Annotated in this window: 17 protein-coding genes; 6 read left to right on the top strand and 11 right to left on the bottom strand. The window is 61.3% G+C overall.

Annotated elements, in window-relative coordinates:
- Positions 1-4 precede the first annotated feature (4 nt).
- Both rplQ and ACUYMZ_RS14965 read left to right on the top strand, forming a co-directional pair.
- A complete protein-coding gene (gene rplQ, locus ACUYMZ_RS14970) occupies positions 5-562 on the top strand; it encodes a 50S ribosomal protein L17 (RefSeq protein WP_426003613.1) in 558 nt (185 codons plus the stop codon).
- Between the two features lie 18 nt (positions 563-580).
- Positions 581-1,471, top strand: a complete 891-nt coding sequence (locus ACUYMZ_RS14965; protein ID WP_481604165.1) for a tRNA pseudouridine synthase A — start codon at positions 581-583, stop codon at positions 1,469-1,471.
- Positions 1,472-1,613: 142 nt separating this feature from the next.
- Here the strand turns inward: ACUYMZ_RS14965 and ACUYMZ_RS14960 are convergent, their stop codons facing one another.
- The 9 genes from ACUYMZ_RS14960 to ACUYMZ_RS14920 all read right to left on the bottom strand — a co-directional run bounded on the left by ACUYMZ_RS14960 (position 1,614) and on the right by ACUYMZ_RS14920 (position 9,620).
- Complete coding sequence (locus ACUYMZ_RS14960; RefSeq protein ID WP_481604163.1) at positions 1,614-2,492, bottom strand: type II secretion system F family protein; 879 nt, start codon at positions 2,490-2,492, stop codon at positions 1,614-1,616.
- 11 nt (positions 2,493-2,503) lie between these two features.
- Positions 2,504-3,445, bottom strand: a complete 942-nt coding sequence (locus ACUYMZ_RS14955; RefSeq protein ID WP_481604161.1) for a type II secretion system F family protein — start codon at positions 3,443-3,445, stop codon at positions 2,504-2,506.
- A gap of 2 nt (positions 3,446-3,447) precedes the next feature.
- Positions 3,448-4,890: a TadA family conjugal transfer-associated ATPase gene (locus ACUYMZ_RS14950; protein WP_481604159.1), complete on the bottom strand. Its 1,443-nt coding sequence runs from the start codon at positions 4,888-4,890 to the stop codon at positions 3,448-3,450.
- The gene (locus ACUYMZ_RS14945) at positions 4,887-6,083 is read right to left on the bottom strand and encodes a CpaE/TadZ family protein (protein ID WP_481604157.1); all 1,197 of its coding nucleotides are present in this window, start codon (positions 6,081-6,083) and stop codon (positions 4,887-4,889) included. The genes ACUYMZ_RS14950 and ACUYMZ_RS14945 overlap by 4 nt, the downstream gene beginning before the upstream one ends.
- Positions 6,080-6,847, bottom strand: coding sequence for a Flp pilus assembly protein CpaB (cpaB, locus tag ACUYMZ_RS14940; protein WP_481604155.1), 768 nt, complete (start codon positions 6,845-6,847; stop codon positions 6,080-6,082). Before cpaB ends, ACUYMZ_RS14945 begins: the two co-directional genes overlap by 4 nt.
- A gap of 51 nt (positions 6,848-6,898) precedes the next feature.
- On the bottom strand, positions 6,899-7,942 hold the full coding sequence (locus ACUYMZ_RS14935; protein WP_481604153.1) for a pilus assembly protein TadG-related protein: 1,044 nt from the start codon (positions 7,940-7,942) through the stop codon (positions 6,899-6,901).
- Positions 7,930-8,343 (bottom strand): TadE/TadG family type IV pilus assembly protein, encoded by a 414-nt coding sequence (locus ACUYMZ_RS14930; protein WP_481604151.1) that lies wholly within the window; start codon positions 8,341-8,343, stop codon positions 7,930-7,932. Before ACUYMZ_RS14930 ends, ACUYMZ_RS14935 begins: the two co-directional genes overlap by 13 nt.
- 92 nt (positions 8,344-8,435) lie before the next feature.
- The gene (locus tag ACUYMZ_RS14925) at positions 8,436-8,645 is read right to left on the bottom strand and encodes a Flp family type IVb pilin (protein WP_481604149.1); all 210 of its coding nucleotides are present in this window, start codon (positions 8,643-8,645) and stop codon (positions 8,436-8,438) included.
- A gap of 330 nt (positions 8,646-8,975) precedes the next feature.
- A complete protein-coding gene (locus ACUYMZ_RS14920; protein WP_481604148.1) occupies positions 8,976-9,620 on the bottom strand; it encodes a prepilin peptidase in 645 nt (214 codons plus the stop codon).
- A gap of 285 nt (positions 9,621-9,905) precedes the next feature.
- Here ACUYMZ_RS14920 and rplM point away from each other — a divergent pair, with 285 nt between their 5' ends.
- The 3 genes from rplM to glmM all read left to right on the top strand — a co-directional run bounded on the left by rplM (position 9,906) and on the right by glmM (position 12,383).
- A complete protein-coding gene (rplM, locus tag ACUYMZ_RS14915) occupies positions 9,906-10,349 on the top strand; it encodes a 50S ribosomal protein L13 (protein ID WP_426003598.1) in 444 nt (147 codons plus the stop codon).
- Positions 10,350-10,386: 37 nt separating this feature from the next.
- Positions 10,387-10,893 (top strand): 30S ribosomal protein S9, encoded by a 507-nt coding sequence (gene rpsI, locus ACUYMZ_RS14910; RefSeq protein WP_021472449.1) that lies wholly within the window; start codon positions 10,387-10,389, stop codon positions 10,891-10,893.
- Between the two features lie 125 nt (positions 10,894-11,018).
- Positions 11,019-12,383: a phosphoglucosamine mutase gene (gene glmM, locus ACUYMZ_RS14905; protein WP_442423021.1), complete on the top strand. Its 1,365-nt coding sequence runs from the start codon at positions 11,019-11,021 to the stop codon at positions 12,381-12,383.
- A 65-nt stretch (positions 12,384-12,448) separates the two neighbouring features.
- Here glmM and ACUYMZ_RS14900 read toward each other — a convergent pair whose 3' ends face one another.
- A complete protein-coding gene (locus tag ACUYMZ_RS14900; RefSeq protein WP_481604145.1) occupies positions 12,449-13,285 on the bottom strand; it encodes a M15 family metallopeptidase in 837 nt (278 codons plus the stop codon).
- 4 nt (positions 13,286-13,289) lie between these two features.
- Positions 13,290-14,255, bottom strand: a complete 966-nt coding sequence (gene coaA, locus ACUYMZ_RS14895; protein ID WP_426003595.1) for a type I pantothenate kinase — start codon at positions 14,253-14,255, stop codon at positions 13,290-13,292.
- A gap of 145 nt (positions 14,256-14,400) precedes the next feature.
- Here coaA and glmS point away from each other — a divergent pair, with 145 nt between their 5' ends.
- Entirely contained in the window at positions 14,401-16,284 is a 1,884-nt protein-coding gene (glmS, locus tag ACUYMZ_RS14890; protein ID WP_442423023.1) for a glutamine--fructose-6-phosphate transaminase (isomerizing), read from the top strand.
- Positions 16,285-16,288: the final 4 nt, after the last annotated feature.

The following is a 16,288-nucleotide window of genomic DNA, read 5'->3' as shown; positions in this document are numbered from 1 at the left end:
AACTATGCCTACCCCCACTAAGGGTCCGCGCCTCGGAGGCGGCCCGGCTCACGAGCGCCTGATGCTCGCGAACCTGGCAGCTTCGCTCTTCGAGCACAAGCGCATCACCACCACGGTTACCAAGGCCAAGCGCCTCAAGCCGTACGCAGAGCGTCTGGTCACCTTCGCCAAGCGTGGCGACCTCGCTTCCCGCCGCCGCGTACTCGGCCTGATCAGCAACAAGGGCATCGTCCACGAGCTGTTCACCGACATCGCCAGCGCCGTTGAGAACCGCGATGGTGGCTACACCCGTATCACCAAGATCGGCAACCGCAAGGGCGACAACGCTCCCATGGCTGTCATCGAACTCGTTCTTGAGCCCGTTTCCCCCAAGCAGGCTGTAGTTGCTGAAGCTTCTGCCGCTGCTGCCCAGGCTGCTCCGGCTGCCGAAGCTCCTGCTGAGGAAGAGGTTGTAGAGACCGAAGCTGCTGAGGCTCCCGAAGCTGAAGCTGCCGAGGCCCCCGAAGCCGAGACTGAAGAAGCTCAGACCGAAGAGGCTCCGGCCGAAGAGGACAAGAAGTAATTCAGTAGACTTGGGTCTATGAATCAACAAAAACCCGCTGCCCCCGTTTCGGAGGGCGGCGGGTTTTTGCGTATCCGGATGCACCTCTCTTACGACGGTGGTCCGTTCAGTGGCTGGGCCGTGCAACCGGGACTTCTGACTGTCCAGGGTGCGCTTGAGGAAGCACTTGAGTTGTTGGTGCGGCGGCCCGTGCGGGTCACGGTCGCGGGGCGGACGGACGCTGGCGTCCACGCCCGCGGGCAGGTTGTCCACGTCGACTTCACTTCCGCGGAGTGGTTCGGTCTGACGCGGGGGCACGACGTCGATCCTTCCGTTTCGCTGCTGCGTCGCCTTCGCGGCGCGTTGAGCCGGGTTCTTGGCGACCTCACTGGTGCGATCGAAGTGCACGACGCCGGTCTGGCGCCTGCCGGATTCGACGCCCGCTTCTCAGCCCTGTGGCGTCGTTACAGTTACCGGATTGCCGACGGCACCGAGCGTTGGGACCCGGTGCTTCGTGGGATCACGCTGTGGCATAAGGTCCCATTGGACGTGGCCTTGATGAACGCCGGGGCATCACTGCTGCTTGGCCTGCAGGACTTCCGTTCCTACTGCAAGCCTCGCGAAGGTGCGACCACCATCCGCGAGTTGCAGCGCTTCTCCTTTGACCGCGGTCCGGACGGAATCATCGTTGCCACAGTGCAGGCCGACGCCTTCTGCCACAACATGGTGCGCTCCCTTGTGGGCTCCACCTTGCGGGTGGGGGAGGGCCTGGAACCTCCGGCCTGGTTGCACGAGCGGTTGCTGGCCCGCGCCCGTGATCCGAAGTCCATGCTGGCGGCCCCGCACCCGTTGGTCCTGGAAGAAGTGGCCTACCCGTCCAATGACGAGTTGCTGGCCAGGGCGGAGTTGACGCGGGCCAAGCGGGAGTAGCCCGCTGTCTACGGTCGGGTCCGGGTGGCTGGGGCCGGACATTGGAGGACCCCCTCCCGGCTCTGGGTACCGGAAGGGGGCCGTTGTGGCCGTCCGCGGTCTGGGATCCGCGGAGGGCCGGTCTATTTCCCGCTGGCTACGGTCAGCTGAAGGCCTGGATGATTTTGATAGCGGCGGGACCCAGAAGGACTATGAACAGCACCGGGAAGATGCAGAACAGCAAGGGGAAGAGAACCTTGACGGGCAACTTCATTGCTTTTTCTTCCGCAGTCTGGCGACGCTTGACACGAGCCTGCTTAGCTTGCGCACGAAGGACATTGGCGATGCCAATACCGTATTTGTCTGCTTGAATCACAGCCAGAACAAAACTACGGACGTCCGGGACAGCGCATCTTTCGGCCAATGCCTCATAGGACTCCTGCCGGGGCCTACCCACTTGAATGTCCTGCAGGGTCCGCATGAGTTCCTGTGGCAAAGGCCCCGATCCTTGAGATGCTGCTCTTTCCATTGCTGACTCGAACCCGAGGCCTGCTTCGACTGAGATGAGCATCTGATCCAGCGTGTTCGGGAACTCCAGCTTGATGGCTTCCTGGCGTTTGATTCCTGTGTTGTAGACCAAGAGGTCGGGGATGAAGTACAGGAACACTGTCAGGAAAAGGCCCAGTCCCACGGTTCCCGGTCCGGGGCCGAGAAGAAACAAGACAATGCCGATGAACGCTCCTACCAGCGCGAGGGCCGGCTTGAGTGCAATGAGCTTAGTCAGCGGCATTGAGCTCGGTCGGCCGGCGAGGGCAAGCCAATGATCCATTTTGGCTTCGTAGCTTCCGGGAGTCAGTTTACGGGCGACGCCAAGCAGAAGCGGCGGACGCTGTATGTTTATGCCTGTGCCTTGGGCAAAGCCCGAGCCAAGGTTTGTCTGGATGGCAACAGCGCCTTTTCGGTCAATGCTGATGAGGGACCAAGCGAAATACGCCAGGGGCAGCACGATAATGGCGATGAATAGCCACGCAAGGGGAGTCATAGCACGGCCTCCTAAAACTTGATCTTTATTGTGCGGCTCATCCAGAAGCCACCGACGACAAACAGGACCGCGCTTATCACTACCAGTCCGATTCCTACTGGGTGCTCGGCGAAGAGCTTCATATAACTCGGGTTCAACGCCGACATGAAGACTCCGACAGCAACGGGAAGAATCATCAGGACCACGGCTGACATCTTGCCTTCGGCGCTCAGAGCGCGCACGTGCCCTTTGATTTCGCTGCGCTCCCGGATGGTACCTGCAACTTGCTCCAGGACTTCAGCCAGGTCGCCACCTACCTCCCGGTTGATCTGTATGGCTTGCCCAATCCAGCGGAAGTCTTCGCTGTCCATGCGACTAGCGCAGTCTTCGATGGCCTGCCGGGGGTCCTTGCCGATTCGTACTTCATTAACGATGCGGCTCAGTTCTTCCGATGTCGGGGCCTGTGCCTCCTGGGCTGCGGCTTCCAGGGACCTCATGATGCTATGCCCTACGCGCAGCCCACCTATCAACATTTGGATGGTGTCCGTGAGCTGCAGCTCGAACATGCCGCGTCGTTTCTGCGTCCTTGTGACCAGCACTAGTTTCGCCAGTAGAGGCACCGCCAGCGCCAAAAGGATTCCGATAATGACGTTGAAAAGGAGTGCGCCGATGACTGCCGAAACTATTGAGCCGGCGACAACCACGACGGTGAAATCCGCGGGAGCCTGCTTGACCCCTGCTTGGTACAGGACCTCCCGGTTGAAAGGACCGCCTGAGCGACCGAGCGCGATATCCATGAACTGTACAGCGGTTCCAGAAACCCGACCCACAGTTGAAGTGTCTTGGTTGGATTCCACCCGGCGACGCTCGAGGGGAATTCTGGCGTTTCGAGGCTTGAGGACAACGACAAACAGTATGAGGATGGCCGCCAAGCAAAAACCGATGGCGGTGATGAATGGTGCTGGAGATTCCATTGCTACCGCCTCACAACTGGTTGAGGGGCGACACCAAAGGTCGCGGGCGATACTTGGATACCAAGCTCGGCGAAGCGGTCGAGGAAGCGTGGGCGAATACCAGTGGGTATCGCTTTCCCCAGGAATCTACCTTGCGCGTCCAAACCCGCTGAGTAATCGAAAAGAAACGTATCCTGCAGTGTGACGACGTCGCCCTCCATACCTTGCACTTCCGTCACATGAGTGACGCGGCGGCTGCCATCGCGCAATCGCGTAACTTGAACGATGAGATCAACAGCCGATGAAACCTGCTCCCGTATGGCGCGAAGCGGGAGATCCATTCCGGCCATCAAAACCAAAGTTTCCAATCTGGCGATTGCGTCCCTCGGAGAGTTGGCGTGGACGGTGGATAGAGAACCGTCATGTCCGGTGTTCATAGCCTGCAGCATGTCGAGCGACTCGCCACCACGTACCTCTCCGACGATGATCCGATCCGGACGCATGCGCAACGAGTTGCGAACGAGGTCGCGGATGGTGATGGCACCCCTTCCCTCAATATTGGGAGGCCGGCTCTCCAGCCGGACGACGTGACGCTGCTGCAATTGAAGTTCAACGGCGTCTTCGATGGTGACGATCCGGTCAGACTCCGGGATGAAGGAAGACAAAACGTTCAGTAGAGTCGTTTTGCCTGTGCCTGTTCCGCCTGAGACGATCACATTCAGCCTCGCCCGGACACAGGCGCTCAGCAGCTCGGCCATCTCCTGGCTCAGGGAGCCCCACTCAATGAGGTTCCTGACCGTTAGGGGAACGTGGCTGAATTTCCTGATGGTTAGTGAAGGACCATTGACCGCGAGCGGAGGGATGATGGCGTTGACACGTGAACCATCTTCCAGCCGCGCGTCAACAAGCGGCGAAGATTCATCGATACGGCGCCCGACCTTCGATACGATCCGTTCGATGACCTTTCTCAAATGATCGTCTGAGCTGAACGTCAATTCAGTCAACGCCAAGTGGCCATGACGCTCCACATAGATCTGGTCATACCGGTTAACCATTACTTCGGTGATCGATGGATCTTCAAGCAAACGCTGCAGGGGCCCGAAGCCCATGACTTCGTCCGCAATCTCCCGGATGAGCCGTCGGCGTTCCTCGGGGGTCAGCGGCACCTGTTCGTCGTCAATAACTGCCGAAAGCTCGTCGACAGCGAATGAGCGCAGATCCTCCTCAGATGAAGATGGGTCGCCTATGCGGTTTCCGATGCGTTCGAACAGGGCCGAAGCAGCACGTTGTTTCAGGCCGGCCAGCGCGTCCACAGCGGGAGTGACCGGCGCTCCCCCAAACAGCGGGGCTGCACTTGAAGGCCCGGTGTTCCGGTCACTTTCAGTTGCAGTAGTCGCAGGTTGCGAATCAAGTGATCCAGCCACGGCCAACGGGTTGTTTTTAGAAAGACGCTCTGAGAGTTTCATGACACCACCACTCGCCGGTGCAGCTTGTTCTGCGGCGTCGCTTCCATCCGTGGGTCGAAGCGCTGAACCAGCTTCCGAAGGCCCTTGATGGCCGAATCGCGTGCCGTTCCCTGAAGCACCGGAATACCCCTGTTGGTCGAGTAGGGGAGTGTTCGTGACCGAGGAATTACTGTGTCAATGGGCACCCCAATCGTGGCTTCGACGTCCTGGACGGAGAGACCGCTCTTCCTATCCGCGAAGTTCAAGACGGTATGCCTGCCCTGTGGCAGTAGTTGAAGTTCCTTCAGCACGCTGAAGCACTTCCGGAGTCCCCTGATGCTGGGTACGTCCATCCCGCAGACCCACACGCCGTCAGTGGCCAGTTCCAAAGTGGCCAGGCAGTGTTCGCCAAGTCCCGGTGCAGTGTCAACCACTACGTATTTGAACTCGGTTGCCAATTGGTTGAGAAGGCGTGTTACGTGGTCGGCAGTGATGTAGTCCGAATCGGAGGGCTTCTGCGGGGCGCAGAGGGCATAGATGCCAGCTGGATGGACCGTCAGGAACGCCTTAAGGACCATTGAATCCTGGGCCGCTGATCCGTGAACCGCTTCTGTAATGGAGTGTTCTGGTTCAAGCATGAGACCCGAGGCGACATCCCCGAACTGAAGATCGAGGTCGACAATGACGACACTCATGGGCGCAAGCGTCGCCAGCCCGACTGCGAGGTTGGTGGCTACAGTTGTTTTGCCGACACCACCCTTAGGGGACATGACGGCAATGATCCGCCCCCGTTCCTGTCCGGTCTCAGCGGGTTGCATTCCTCGCCGCCTGCTGGCGGCAGCCAGGCATGCTCGCTCCAGGAGTATGCGGAGTTCGTTGACGTCGGCTTCGGGAGCGACAACGTCCCTGACACCTGCGTGCATGGCCTTCAGGACGATGTCCGTACTCGGCTCCGCCACCATCAACAGGCTTATTTCCGGGTACTGGAGATCGATGACCGTGGCCAGTTTGAAAGCGTCATCAGGATTTACGCCAGGGCCGAGGATCATGACCTCGGGCGGTGCACCGGTAAGTTGCTTGAAGATTTCGTCGGTACCGGCTTGAAGGATATCGGGCGACAGTGTTTGCAGTTCTCCGTGCAACGCTCCCGAGATCGCCTGGCGTATGCGCCCTTCGAAGTCGCGCACGGCGGTGATGGCTACAAAGCGGCTCATTGGACCAGCCCTCCAAAGGTCGTTGTAGGAGGATCGCTCTTGACCGTTTTGTCGGTCTGCTTGGAAAGCCAGAGAGTGCCGAATTCTGCGCCGAAGACCATCTTGGCGGCGTTTGCGTCACTAAGGGCAACCGTCACATAAGCTGAACCATTGGGCAGCGCAACGCCTTTGTCCGTGCCAGCGGATTTCTCCGCGTCAGGGGCCGCCTGCTGAACAGCAGTGACAATCACGTCGTGGTAAAGCAGCTCCGTAAAGTCCTTCCACCCGGTGAGGTGGGCGGGCAGACCGGCGCCGGCAGGGACTGCCTCATCCAGCTTGAAGGAGGCATAGACCGTGACGGTATCACCTGCTTCGATACGGCCACCCAGGATCCGTTCCGGCGCGAGAACGAAGGTGGCTTCCTGTAAGCCCTCCGGGACGGGGACGGTTCCGGGCACGAGCTCATTCGGGTTGACCAGCTTCACACCGAGCAATTGCTCACCCGGTTGCAGATCTACGTTGGTAACCTTCCCCTTTTGATCGCTAAGGGCGCTGACTGTCCCTTGGGCGACTGCCGATTGCGGCAGGGTTTCAGTTTTGACTTTGTTGCCGAGATCCTCGACCTTGGTGCCGGCAGGGATCTTTTCTTTGATTACGAGAACACTGACGGGTTCCAGCCCTTGCTGCGCCCGCTTGTCGGCTCCTTGAACATAGGTAACCAGCAAGACGGTACCAATGACTGCCAACAGCAGTGCTGCAATGCCTCCCAGTAGGCGTGCTTTCACTTTGGACTCCTTCGAGTTTTTTCTGTGTAGAGGAGTAGCTCTTTTCAGCTGCTACTCGGTGAGCGAGACAACCGAGGCGCCGTAATTCGGAAGGCCTGTGGTTGCCTGCATGCCCTCTTCGAGGGACACGAAACGGGTGAAGTACCCCTGAAGTCCACGGCAATTTCCGTTGCAGCTTGGAGCAAGGGGATCGACAACGGCCCCAGAGCCGCTGAATTTGTATCCGGTTACCTGGAATGCTGCGAACCCGATGAGGGTGTATACGGCATTGCTTCCATTACCGGTAGCTGCGCTGAAGAGTGGGATCAGGGCAGGCTCGTTCATGATGTTCGCCAAAGCAGCGTTGCATCCGACGCCGTTGGGAAAATGATTGCCGGTTTGACCGTCGACCGTCGCGTCTAGGTCGATATTGGTAGAGCACCCTGAATCAGTCTCAAGCCATCCGAAACCACCTGGCTGGTAACCGTTTTGAGCAGCACAACCTGGAACGGTCGGGGCGTTCTCGTCGTAACGAAGCAATAGGTGCGTAGGAGTCGGGTCGCCCGTGAAACTACCGGTCGAATTCAATGAAGCCAGTTGCGTTGGAGACAAGTACTTTTTGAAAACGCATTCGCTCACCGTCCACGGCAACGTAGAGGCAGATGACGGGGAACCCCAGGAGGCTTCGGCGACTGCACCGATCTGGGCAGTCTCATTCCCCAAAGCCTGGGCAAAGAACAGTGTGAAGCTGTTCGCGCCCGTTTCGGCGTCCCGGGCATTGGTAACTACACGCACTGTGTTTGCCGATGGGAACGACACTGACGCGCCACTCGACTCGTCATTGGCGTTATTGTTGGCGAACAAGTTGCCGGTGGCTGTGCTATCCCCGCAACTGCCATTGGCGCAGTCCGTTGCAATAGCCAGGGCCGCAGCGTCAGCGCCGTTCTGCAACTGGGCTTTCTCCGCGTACATTGCCCCGACATCCACCGCTAAAGCGGCAAATCCAAGGAGAACCACCATAAGCCCGGCCACGACGACCGTGGTTGCCCCGCGTTCGTTCGCTGAGCACGAATCTTCGATGAGACCACGCTTTGGGGCTTTTGTTAGCCGCCGCATCTCATCACCCCAACTCCGGTCATGTTAATGGGAAAGATTCCAGAACCACCGAAGAAGCCGGCGTCCAAAAAGCCGGTTAGGGACTGTAAGGTAACACTGGTGGTAACTTCCACGTTGGCTCCGGGTGCGCAACTCGAAGCATTGTCTGAGACGGTGACACCCAGGCCGTCCAGTGCTGGCGCGGCAGCCAATGCTGCCCCTGAAACGTCCAAACTCCCGTCCTGATAGTGCACCGCTGCGTGGCGGGCTCCTTCACGCGCAGCCTGAGTCAGGGAAACCTGGACATTGTATGCACGCCCAAATTCCATGATTCCGAACAGGATTAGCAGCAAGAGCGGCAATATGATCGCCATTTCCACGGCTGCGGCGCCTCGCTCATTAGTCTCGGATTTCACATCCATCTCCCGGTCCCAGATCCCTACGAGTCGTTGCTTAAAGCGGTTGGTTGGCCGTGGGGCAAGATAGCCGCCACGGCCAACCGCGGAACAAGGAGCTAGGCTGCGGCCCCGCCACCACCGAGGTTGATGCCATCGAAGAGACCATCGACCCGTACGCCAAGTGCGAAGGCAGCAGCACCCACGACGACTGCGATGGCGGCGACCATGATGCCGTATTCCACCATCGTCGCTCCCTTCTCTTCCTTGGTGAAACGGTCCTTGACGCCGGCGATGTACGAGGTAATGGTGAACATAAGAGCAGACATTGGAAAATCCTTCCCAGAATGAATTTTGATGAGTTGGTTTTTATTCAGTTATAGGTCCCGCAAATTATGTGAATTTGCTACGTCCTCCGAACTACCCCCGTGTTGTCTTAGCGGTTCGGATTTCGATAAATCAAGAATTCACCCTGGGCCTGCAGCTGAACAATGCGTAGCCGTACTCGAATTGCCGAAACGGGCATTACCCGGCCACCCGGAAGCGGGCAGGGGAGTACTCAGTTTTCGCGGGAAAGAAATCGCCGGACTACTTGGTTTTGACAGTAGCCTTACGGAAAAGGGCCCAAAAGGCGCCCTGTCCGGGTACCTGCCGACTGTCTACTGGAGTACCAAAATGACGCCCAAGGTGGCCAGGAACATGGCCGGCCCGTGGGCGGTCTCCACCGCTTTTTCCTTGCGGCCAAGGCGTAACATCAGCACCGTGAGCACCCCGCCCACCACGAATCCCAGTAGTCCGCCGTAGAGTACTTGCTGCCAGCCCAAGTACCCCAAGTACAGTCCAACGGGTGCTGCGAGCTTCACATCGCCCATTCCAAGGCTCCCCGGCGAAATAAGTCCCAGAATCAGGTAGCCGGCGAACAGGATTGCGCCCCCCGCGAGGGCGCGCAGAAGGTCCGGCCAGCCCGGAGTGAGTGCCGCGGATCCCGCAAGCAGCAGCAAGCCGCCTCCCAAAAGGAGTAGCACCAGGGGATTGGGCAGCAAATGCAAACTGAAATCAATGCGGGAAAGCTGCACGCCCAGGACTGCCAGTAAAAGAAATGCCGGCAGCTCGGTGGAAAATCCAAAACGCCACGTCAGTAAAGCGAACAGCAGTGAGGTGACGGCCGCCGTCGTGATCCGTACCTTCAGTGAGGGGAGTCCGCCGAGCCGCGGCAGCCACAGTGCAATGAGCCACTCGGCAACGGGACTCAGGGCGAGTCCGGCGAGGGTGGCGAGGAGCAGGAGGGCGGGCCCGTCGGTCATCTTGTCTCCATCAGGCGGCGAACGTCCCCGGGGGGGCGGATACCCCATTTTGACCCGGGGTGCCGCCTGACGGTATTGTTTATAGTCGTTGTGCGTGTCCTATCTCGATCACACATGCCCATTGGGGATCCAGTTGCAGGGTCAGTAACTCAAGAAGCATTTCGAGGTTCCGGGATGACTGGTCTAAAGAGCCCTCACCTCTGCTCCGGTAACGCATACATAGTAGGTGCGCGCTGATGCGTGACGCCTAAAACATGAACGCCAGAACAAGAACGAGGCAAAACCGTGCGTACGTACACCCCGAAGCCCGGCGATATCAACCGCCAGTGGCACGTCATTGACGCCACCGATGTTGTCCTTGGTCGTCTTGCCAGCCAGACCGCAACACTGCTGCGCGGAAAGCACAAGCCGACCTATGCGTCCCACATGGACATGGGCGACTTCGTCATCATCATCAACGCTGAAAAGGTCGCCCTTACCGGTGCCAAGCTGGAGCAGAAGCGCGCATACCGCCACTCCGGCTACCCGGGCGGTCTGACCTCCGTCAACTACGCAGAACTGCTGGAAAAGAACCCGGTTCGCGCTGTTGAGAAGGCCATCAAGGGCATGCTCCCCAAGAACTCCCTGGCCGCACAGCAGCTGGGCAAGCTCAAGGTCTACGCAGGCCCGGAGCACCCGCACGCTGCACAGCAGCCGAAGACTTTCGAAATCACCCAGGTCGCCCAGTAGTCCTGGCCACCAAACAACTTTTTATTCAAGGAGAATCGTGGCTCAGAACGAAGAACTGACCGCCGAAGCCGTCGAGGCTGAGGAAAACCTCACCAGCTACACCTCTGAAAGCGCTCCCGCCGAGGACGCGCCCAAGAAGGAGCGCCCGGCACTGACCGTTGCCGGTGCAGCTGTTGGCCGCCGCAAGGAAGCCGTTGCACGCGTTCGCGTTGTTCCGGGTTCCGGCAAGTGGACCATCAACGGCCGCGAGCTGGCCAACTACTTCCCGAACAAGCTGCACCAGCAGGATGTCAACGAGCCGTTCCGCGTTCTTGACCTCGAAGGTGCATACGACGTCATCGCCCGCATCCACGGTGGTGGCCCCTCCGGCCAGGCTGGCGCACTGCGTCTCGGCATCGCTCGTTCCCTGAACGAGATCGACGTCGAGAACAACCGCCCCACCCTCAAGAAGGCTGGCTTCCTCACCCGTGACGCCCGCGTCATCGAGCGTAAGAAGGCCGGTCTCAAGAAGGCACGCAAGGCCCAGCAGTACTCCAAGCGTTAATCCGCTTCACCGGAAGCCCGTCCCGCCATATGGTGGGGCGGGCTTCCGCCGTTTAAGCGACGCTTGTGACGCTCCCGGACGCGCCGTGGCCGGGCGCTGCGCCGCCGTCGTCTAAACTTGAGCCGATGTCTAGATTATTTGGAACAGATGGCGTGCGCGGTCTCGCGAACGGATTGCTCACCGCGGAGCTGGCTATGCAGCTCGCCCAGGCCGCCGCCGTCGTACTTGGCCATGACCGCACTACCGACGGCAAGCGGCCACGCGCCGTCGTCGCCAGGGACCCCCGCGCCAGTGGGGAGTTCCTCGCCGCTGCCGTTGAGGCGGGGCTGTCCAGCTCCGGCGTCGACGTCTACGACGCCGGCGTGTTGCCAACCCCTGCTGCCGCTTACCTGGTGGCGGACCTCGACGCCGATTTCGGCGTCATGCTGTCGGCCTCCCACAACCCCGCCCCGGATAACGGGATCAAGTTCTTTGCCCGTGGCGGCCAAAAGCTTCCCGACGACGTCGAAGACGCCATCGAAGCGCAGCTTGGCAAGGAACCGCAGCGGCCGGTGGGCGGAGACGTTGGACGCATCCAGCGCTTCTCCGACGCCGAAGACCGCTACATCGTGCACCTGCTCCAGACGCTCCCCAAGCGGCTCGACGGCCTCAAGGTTGTCCTGGACTGCGCCCATGGCGCTGCAAGTGGTTGTTCACCGCAGGTGTTCAAGGACGCCGGCGCCGATGTCGTGGTGATCGGCGCGGAGCCGGACGGCCTCAACATCAACGAAGGCGTTGGCTCCACCCATTTGGGACCGCTGAAGGAAGCCGTGGTCAAGCACGGCGCGGACCTCGGGATCGCCCACGACGGCGACGCCGACCGCTGCCTGGCCGTGGACCATGAAGGCAACGAGGTAGACGGCGACCAGATCATGGCGATCCTGGCGCTGGCCCTCAACAAGGCCGGCAAACTCAAGGACAACATCCTGGTGGCCACGGTCATGAGCAACCTCGGCCTGAAGATCGCCCTGCGCGAGGCCGGCATCACCATCCGCGAAACCGCGGTGGGTGACCGCTACGTGTTGGAGGAAATGCGCGACGGCGGGTACAACCTTGGCGGGGAGCAGTCCGGCCACGTGATCTTCTCCGACTACGCCACCACGGGCGACGGCGTCCTCACCGGCCTGCAGTTGGCATCCCAGGTGGCGCTCACCGGCCGCAGCCTCCAGGAACTGGCCACGGCCATGCATAAACTGCCGCAGCTCATGATCAACGTCAAGGGCGTGGACAAGGCCCGTGCTGCCACCGACGAAGGCGTGGCGGCGGCTGTGGCCGCAGCCGAGGAAGAACTTGGCGAGACCGGCCGTGTGCTGCTCCGCCCGTCCGGCACCGAAGCCCTGGTCCGCGTCATGGTGGAAGCGGCAGACATGGAGACCGCCGAGCGGATCTGCAAGGGTCTCGCTGCCGTGGTCAAGGACCGCCTCGGCGCCAACAGCCAACTCTCCGTCTAGGACAACCACAACGGCCCGTTTCCCTGCGTACCAGGGAAACGGGCCGTGTGCCTTTTAAACGCAGCTCACAGGTAGTCCGGTGCGGCTTCCAGCCCGAAGTACTCTTCCAGCGTGGAAATGCCCCGGGCGGCCATGTCGGTCGCGGCATCGACGCCGATGTACCGCAGGTGCCAGGACTCGTAGAAATAGCCCGTGGTGTCATGAAACATCCAGGGATACCGGACAACAAAGCCGTACTTGTGCGCGTTGGCCTTGGCCCAGATCGCCGCAGGCTGGTCCGCGAAGCACGGTTGGAAGCTGCAGGCGCCGCCGCCATCGGCAATGTCGAACGCCCAGCCGGTCTGGTGTTCGGAGAAGCCCGGGCGGGCCGAAGCGCGGTCCGCGGCGGCCTGGCCGCTGCCCGCCACATGGCCGTTGTACGTGGCGATCTGCGTTGTGTAGGAACGGTAGCCGGAGGCCAGGGTCATAACGACGCCCTCCGCTGCGGCAGCGCCAAACATCTTTTCTGCGGCAGCCGCCGTCGTACTGTTCACCATGCTGGCCTCGCCGCTGACGGCGAGCCGTACTGCGGGCTGGACCAGGTCCGCCGGCACGTAGTTCGGGGGATTGAGGGGGCGGTGCTTGTTGACCACCACCCACGGGCTGGCGGGATCGGTGAGGGAGAAACCTGTCGCGGCAGCGCTCGACGGCGGCGGGCTGGCCGGGGTGCTGGATGCGGCGGCCGCGGGGGTCACCGCGGCAGGCTCGGACGCCATCGCGGCACTGGGAGACGGGGTGGCCGTGGACACCTCCGGCGAGGCCGTGGAGCTTTCCGGAGTGCAGGCTGTGAGGGCGGCCAGGCCGGCCCCGGCGGTGAGGAAGCCGGCAAAGGCCCGCCGTGACGGCAGGGGACGGGACTGCACGGGGTCAGACCTTCCTGAGGAGCATGCGTCGGATGGAGTGGTCGGCGTCCTTGGTGAGCACCAGTTGCGCCCGGCCGCGGGTGGGCAGGACGTTCTCCTCCAGGTTGGGCTCATTGATGCGCTTCCAGATGCCACGCGCCGTGGATTCGGCATCGTCGTCGGACAGGGTGGCGTACCGGTGGAAGTAGGACTCCGGCTGCGCGAACGCCGTGGAGCGGAGCTTGCGGAACCTGTCGACGTACCATTCCTCGATGTAGGAGGTCTTGGCGTCCACATAGATGGAGAAGTCGAAGAAGTCGCTCAATGCGAGGCCCTGCTTGCCGTCAATGCGGGGACGCGCGGGCGCCAGAACGTTGAGGCCTTCGACAATGAGGACATCGGGACGGCGGACCACCACTTCCTTGCCGGGCACGATGTCATAGGTCACGTGCGAGTACCAGGGGGCACGGACTTCCTCGGCGCCGCCTTTGACTTCGGACACAAAACGCAACAGGGCGCGGCGGTCATAGGACTCGGGAAAACCCTTGCGTTCCAGCAGATGGCGGCGCTTCAGTTCGGCCAGCGGATAGAGGAAGCCATCGGTGGTGATGAGTTCCACATTCGGCGTGCCCGGCCAACGGCGCAGCATCTCGCGCAGCACGCGGGCAATGGTGGACTTGCCCACGGCCACCGAGCCGGCAACGCCGATGACGAACGGCGTGCGCTGGGTCTGTTCGCCCAGGAAGGTGGTGGTGGCGGCGTGAAGCTGATGTGAAGCCTCCACATAAAGGTGCAGGAGGCGGGAAAGCGGGAGATAGACCTCCCGGACTTCCTTCATGTCAAGGGGGTCACCGAGGCCGCGGAGACGGAAAATGTCCTCCTCATTGAGGGGCTGCTCCATCTGGGCTGCGAGCCTGGACCAGGTCTGCCGGTCCAACTCAACAAAGGGGGAAGCGCCGTCGCCGTTTGCTTCGGTGCGTTGCAAAGTCACGCTCTCGATTCTGCCCTTAGCGCGGCGTAACAGGAAATGCGCGACGACCGGCAGATGAATTGTGGGTGATGCACGCCTCATGCTTGCGGCGGTGAGGGAGGACGTCCCACATCAGTTGTTTGCGCCAGCCGCTAGGATTGTGCCCATGTGTGGAATCGTAGGCTATGTAGGCAATTCGTCTCGTCAGGGAGCTGGCCACAGCGCCCTTGACGTCGTTGTGGAGGGGTTGCGTCGTCTTGAGTACCGCGGCTACGACTCCGCGGGCGTCGCAGTGGTGGCTGACGGGACCATCTCCTCCCGGAAGAAGTCCGGCAAGCTGAGCAACCTGGTCAGCGAACTCGAAGCAAACCCGGTCCCGGAATCCCTGACCGGCATCGGCCACACCCGTTGGGCCACCCACGGCGGTCCCACCGACCGCAACGCCCACCCGCACCTGTCCGATGGTGGCCGCCTGGCGCTGATCCACAACGGCATCATCGAAAACTTCGCAGAGCTCAAGCAGGAGCTCATCGCCAAGGGCGTCACCTTCGAGTCCGAGACGGACACCGAAGTTGCTGCCGCCCTGCTGGGTGACATCTTCCGCAACCAGCTCAACGGCGACGCCGGCAACCTCACCCAGGCGATGCGCCTGGCCTGCCAGCGCCTGGAAGGTGCCTTCACCCTCCTGGCTGTCCACGCCGACCAGCCGGATGTCGTGGTTGCTGCCCGCCGCAACTCCCCGCTGGTGGTTGGTTTGGGCGAGGGCGAAAACTTCCTCGGCTCCGACGTCTCCGGCTTCATCGACTACACGCGCCGCGCCGTCGAACTGGGCCAGGACCAGATCGTCACCATCACCGCCGACTCCGTGGAAATCACCGACTTCTTCGGCGCTCCCGCCGAGGGCAAGGAATACCACGTCGACTGGGATCCGGCATCTGCGGAAAAGGGCGGCTTCAACTCCTTCATGGAGAAGGAAATCCACGACCAGCCGGACGCCGTTGGCCAGACGCTCCTGGGCCGCTCGGACCTCAACGGCAAGCTGACGCTGGACGAGCTCCGCATCGACCCGGAGCTGCTCAAGCAGGTGGACAAGATCATCGTCCTGGCCTGTGGCACCGCCGCTTACGCCGGCCTCGTTGCCAAGTACGCCATTGAGAACTGGTGCCGCATCCCCACCGAGGTGGAGCTTGCCCACGAGTTCCGCTACCGCGACCCGATCGTGGACGCCAAGACGCTGGTTGTTTCCATCAGCCAGTCCGGCGAGACCATGGATACCCTGATGGCTGTCCGCTACGCCCGCGAACAGGGCGCCAAGACGATTTCCATCTGCAACACCAACGGCTCCACCATCCCGCGCGAATCGGACGCCGTCCTCTACACGCATGCGGGTCCGGAAATTGCCGTTGCCTCCACCAAGGCCTTCCTTGCGCAGATCACCGCTGCCTACCTCCTGGGCCTCTACCTGGCACAGCTGCGCGGCAACATCTTCTCCGGCCAGATCAAGGATGTCCTCGCGGACCTGAACAAGATCCCCGCCAAGATCCAGACCATCCTGGACGAGTCCGGCCCGCTGCGCGAACTCGCCCGCAGCATGAAGGACGAGAAATCCGTGCTGTTCCTTGGCCGCCACGTGGGCTACCCTGTAGCGCTGGAAGGTGCCCTGAAGCTCAAGGAAATCGCGTACATCCACGCTGAAGGCTTCGCTGCCGGCGAGCTCAAGCACGGCCCGATCGCCCTGATCGACGAAGGCCAGCCCGTCTTCGTGGTGGTTCCGTCCCCGCGCGGCCGTGACTCCCTGCACTCCAAGGTGGTCAGCAACATCCAGGAAGTCCGCGCCCGTGGTGCCCGTACCCTGGTGATCGCCGAGGAAGGTGACGAGTCCGTCAAGGCCTACGCCGAGCACGTGTTCTACGTTCCCGAGACGCCCACCCTGCTCATGCCGCTCCTCACCACGGTTCCGCTGCAGATCTTTGCCGCTGAACTGGCCGGAGCCAAGGGTTACGACGTGGACCAGCCGCGTAACCTGGCCAAGAGCGTGACCGTAGAATAACGGC

Source organism: Arthrobacter sp. T572 (assembly GCF_056780115.1).
Note: the sequence above shows the minus strand (reverse complement) of the source record. Positions and strands in the feature narration are given on the sequence as shown.

Excerpts from the sequence above, each read along its gene's own strand:
- ACUYMZ_RS14965 (WP_481604165.1), top strand. The coding sequence starts at position 581 with ATGAATCAACAAAAACCCGCTGCCCCCGTTTCGGAGGGCGGCGGGTTT.
- glmS (WP_442423023.1), top strand. The coding sequence starts at position 14,401 with ATGTGTGGAATCGTAGGCTATGTAGGCAATTCGTCTCGTCAGGGAGCT.
- ACUYMZ_RS14945 (WP_481604157.1), bottom strand. The coding sequence starts at position 6,083 with ATGAGCCGCTTTGTAGCCATCACCGCCGTGCGCGACTTCGAAGGGCGC.
- ACUYMZ_RS14930 (WP_481604151.1), bottom strand. The coding sequence starts at position 8,343 with ATGGATGTGAAATCCGAGACTAATGAGCGAGGCGCCGCAGCCGTGGAA.
- glmM (WP_442423021.1), top strand. The coding sequence starts at position 11,019 with ATGTCTAGATTATTTGGAACAGATGGCGTGCGCGGTCTCGCGAACGGA.
- ACUYMZ_RS14960 (WP_481604163.1), bottom strand. The coding sequence starts at position 2,492 with ATGACTCCCCTTGCGTGGCTATTCATCGCCATTATCGTGCTGCCCCTG.
- ACUYMZ_RS14935 (WP_481604153.1), bottom strand. The coding sequence starts at position 7,942 with ATGCGGCGGCTAACAAAAGCCCCAAAGCGTGGTCTCATCGAAGATTCG.
- rplQ (WP_426003613.1), top strand. The coding sequence starts at position 5 with ATGCCTACCCCCACTAAGGGTCCGCGCCTCGGAGGCGGCCCGGCTCAC.
- ACUYMZ_RS14950 (WP_481604159.1), bottom strand. The coding sequence starts at position 4,890 with ATGAAACTCTCAGAGCGTCTTTCTAAAAACAACCCGTTGGCCGTGGCT.
- ACUYMZ_RS14920 (WP_481604148.1), bottom strand. The coding sequence starts at position 9,620 with ATGACCGACGGGCCCGCCCTCCTGCTCCTCGCCACCCTCGCCGGACTC.
- ACUYMZ_RS14925 (WP_481604149.1), bottom strand. The coding sequence starts at position 8,645 with ATGTCTGCTCTTATGTTCACCATTACCTCGTACATCGCCGGCGTCAAG.
- ACUYMZ_RS14955 (WP_481604161.1), bottom strand. The coding sequence starts at position 3,445 with ATGGAATCTCCAGCACCATTCATCACCGCCATCGGTTTTTGCTTGGCG.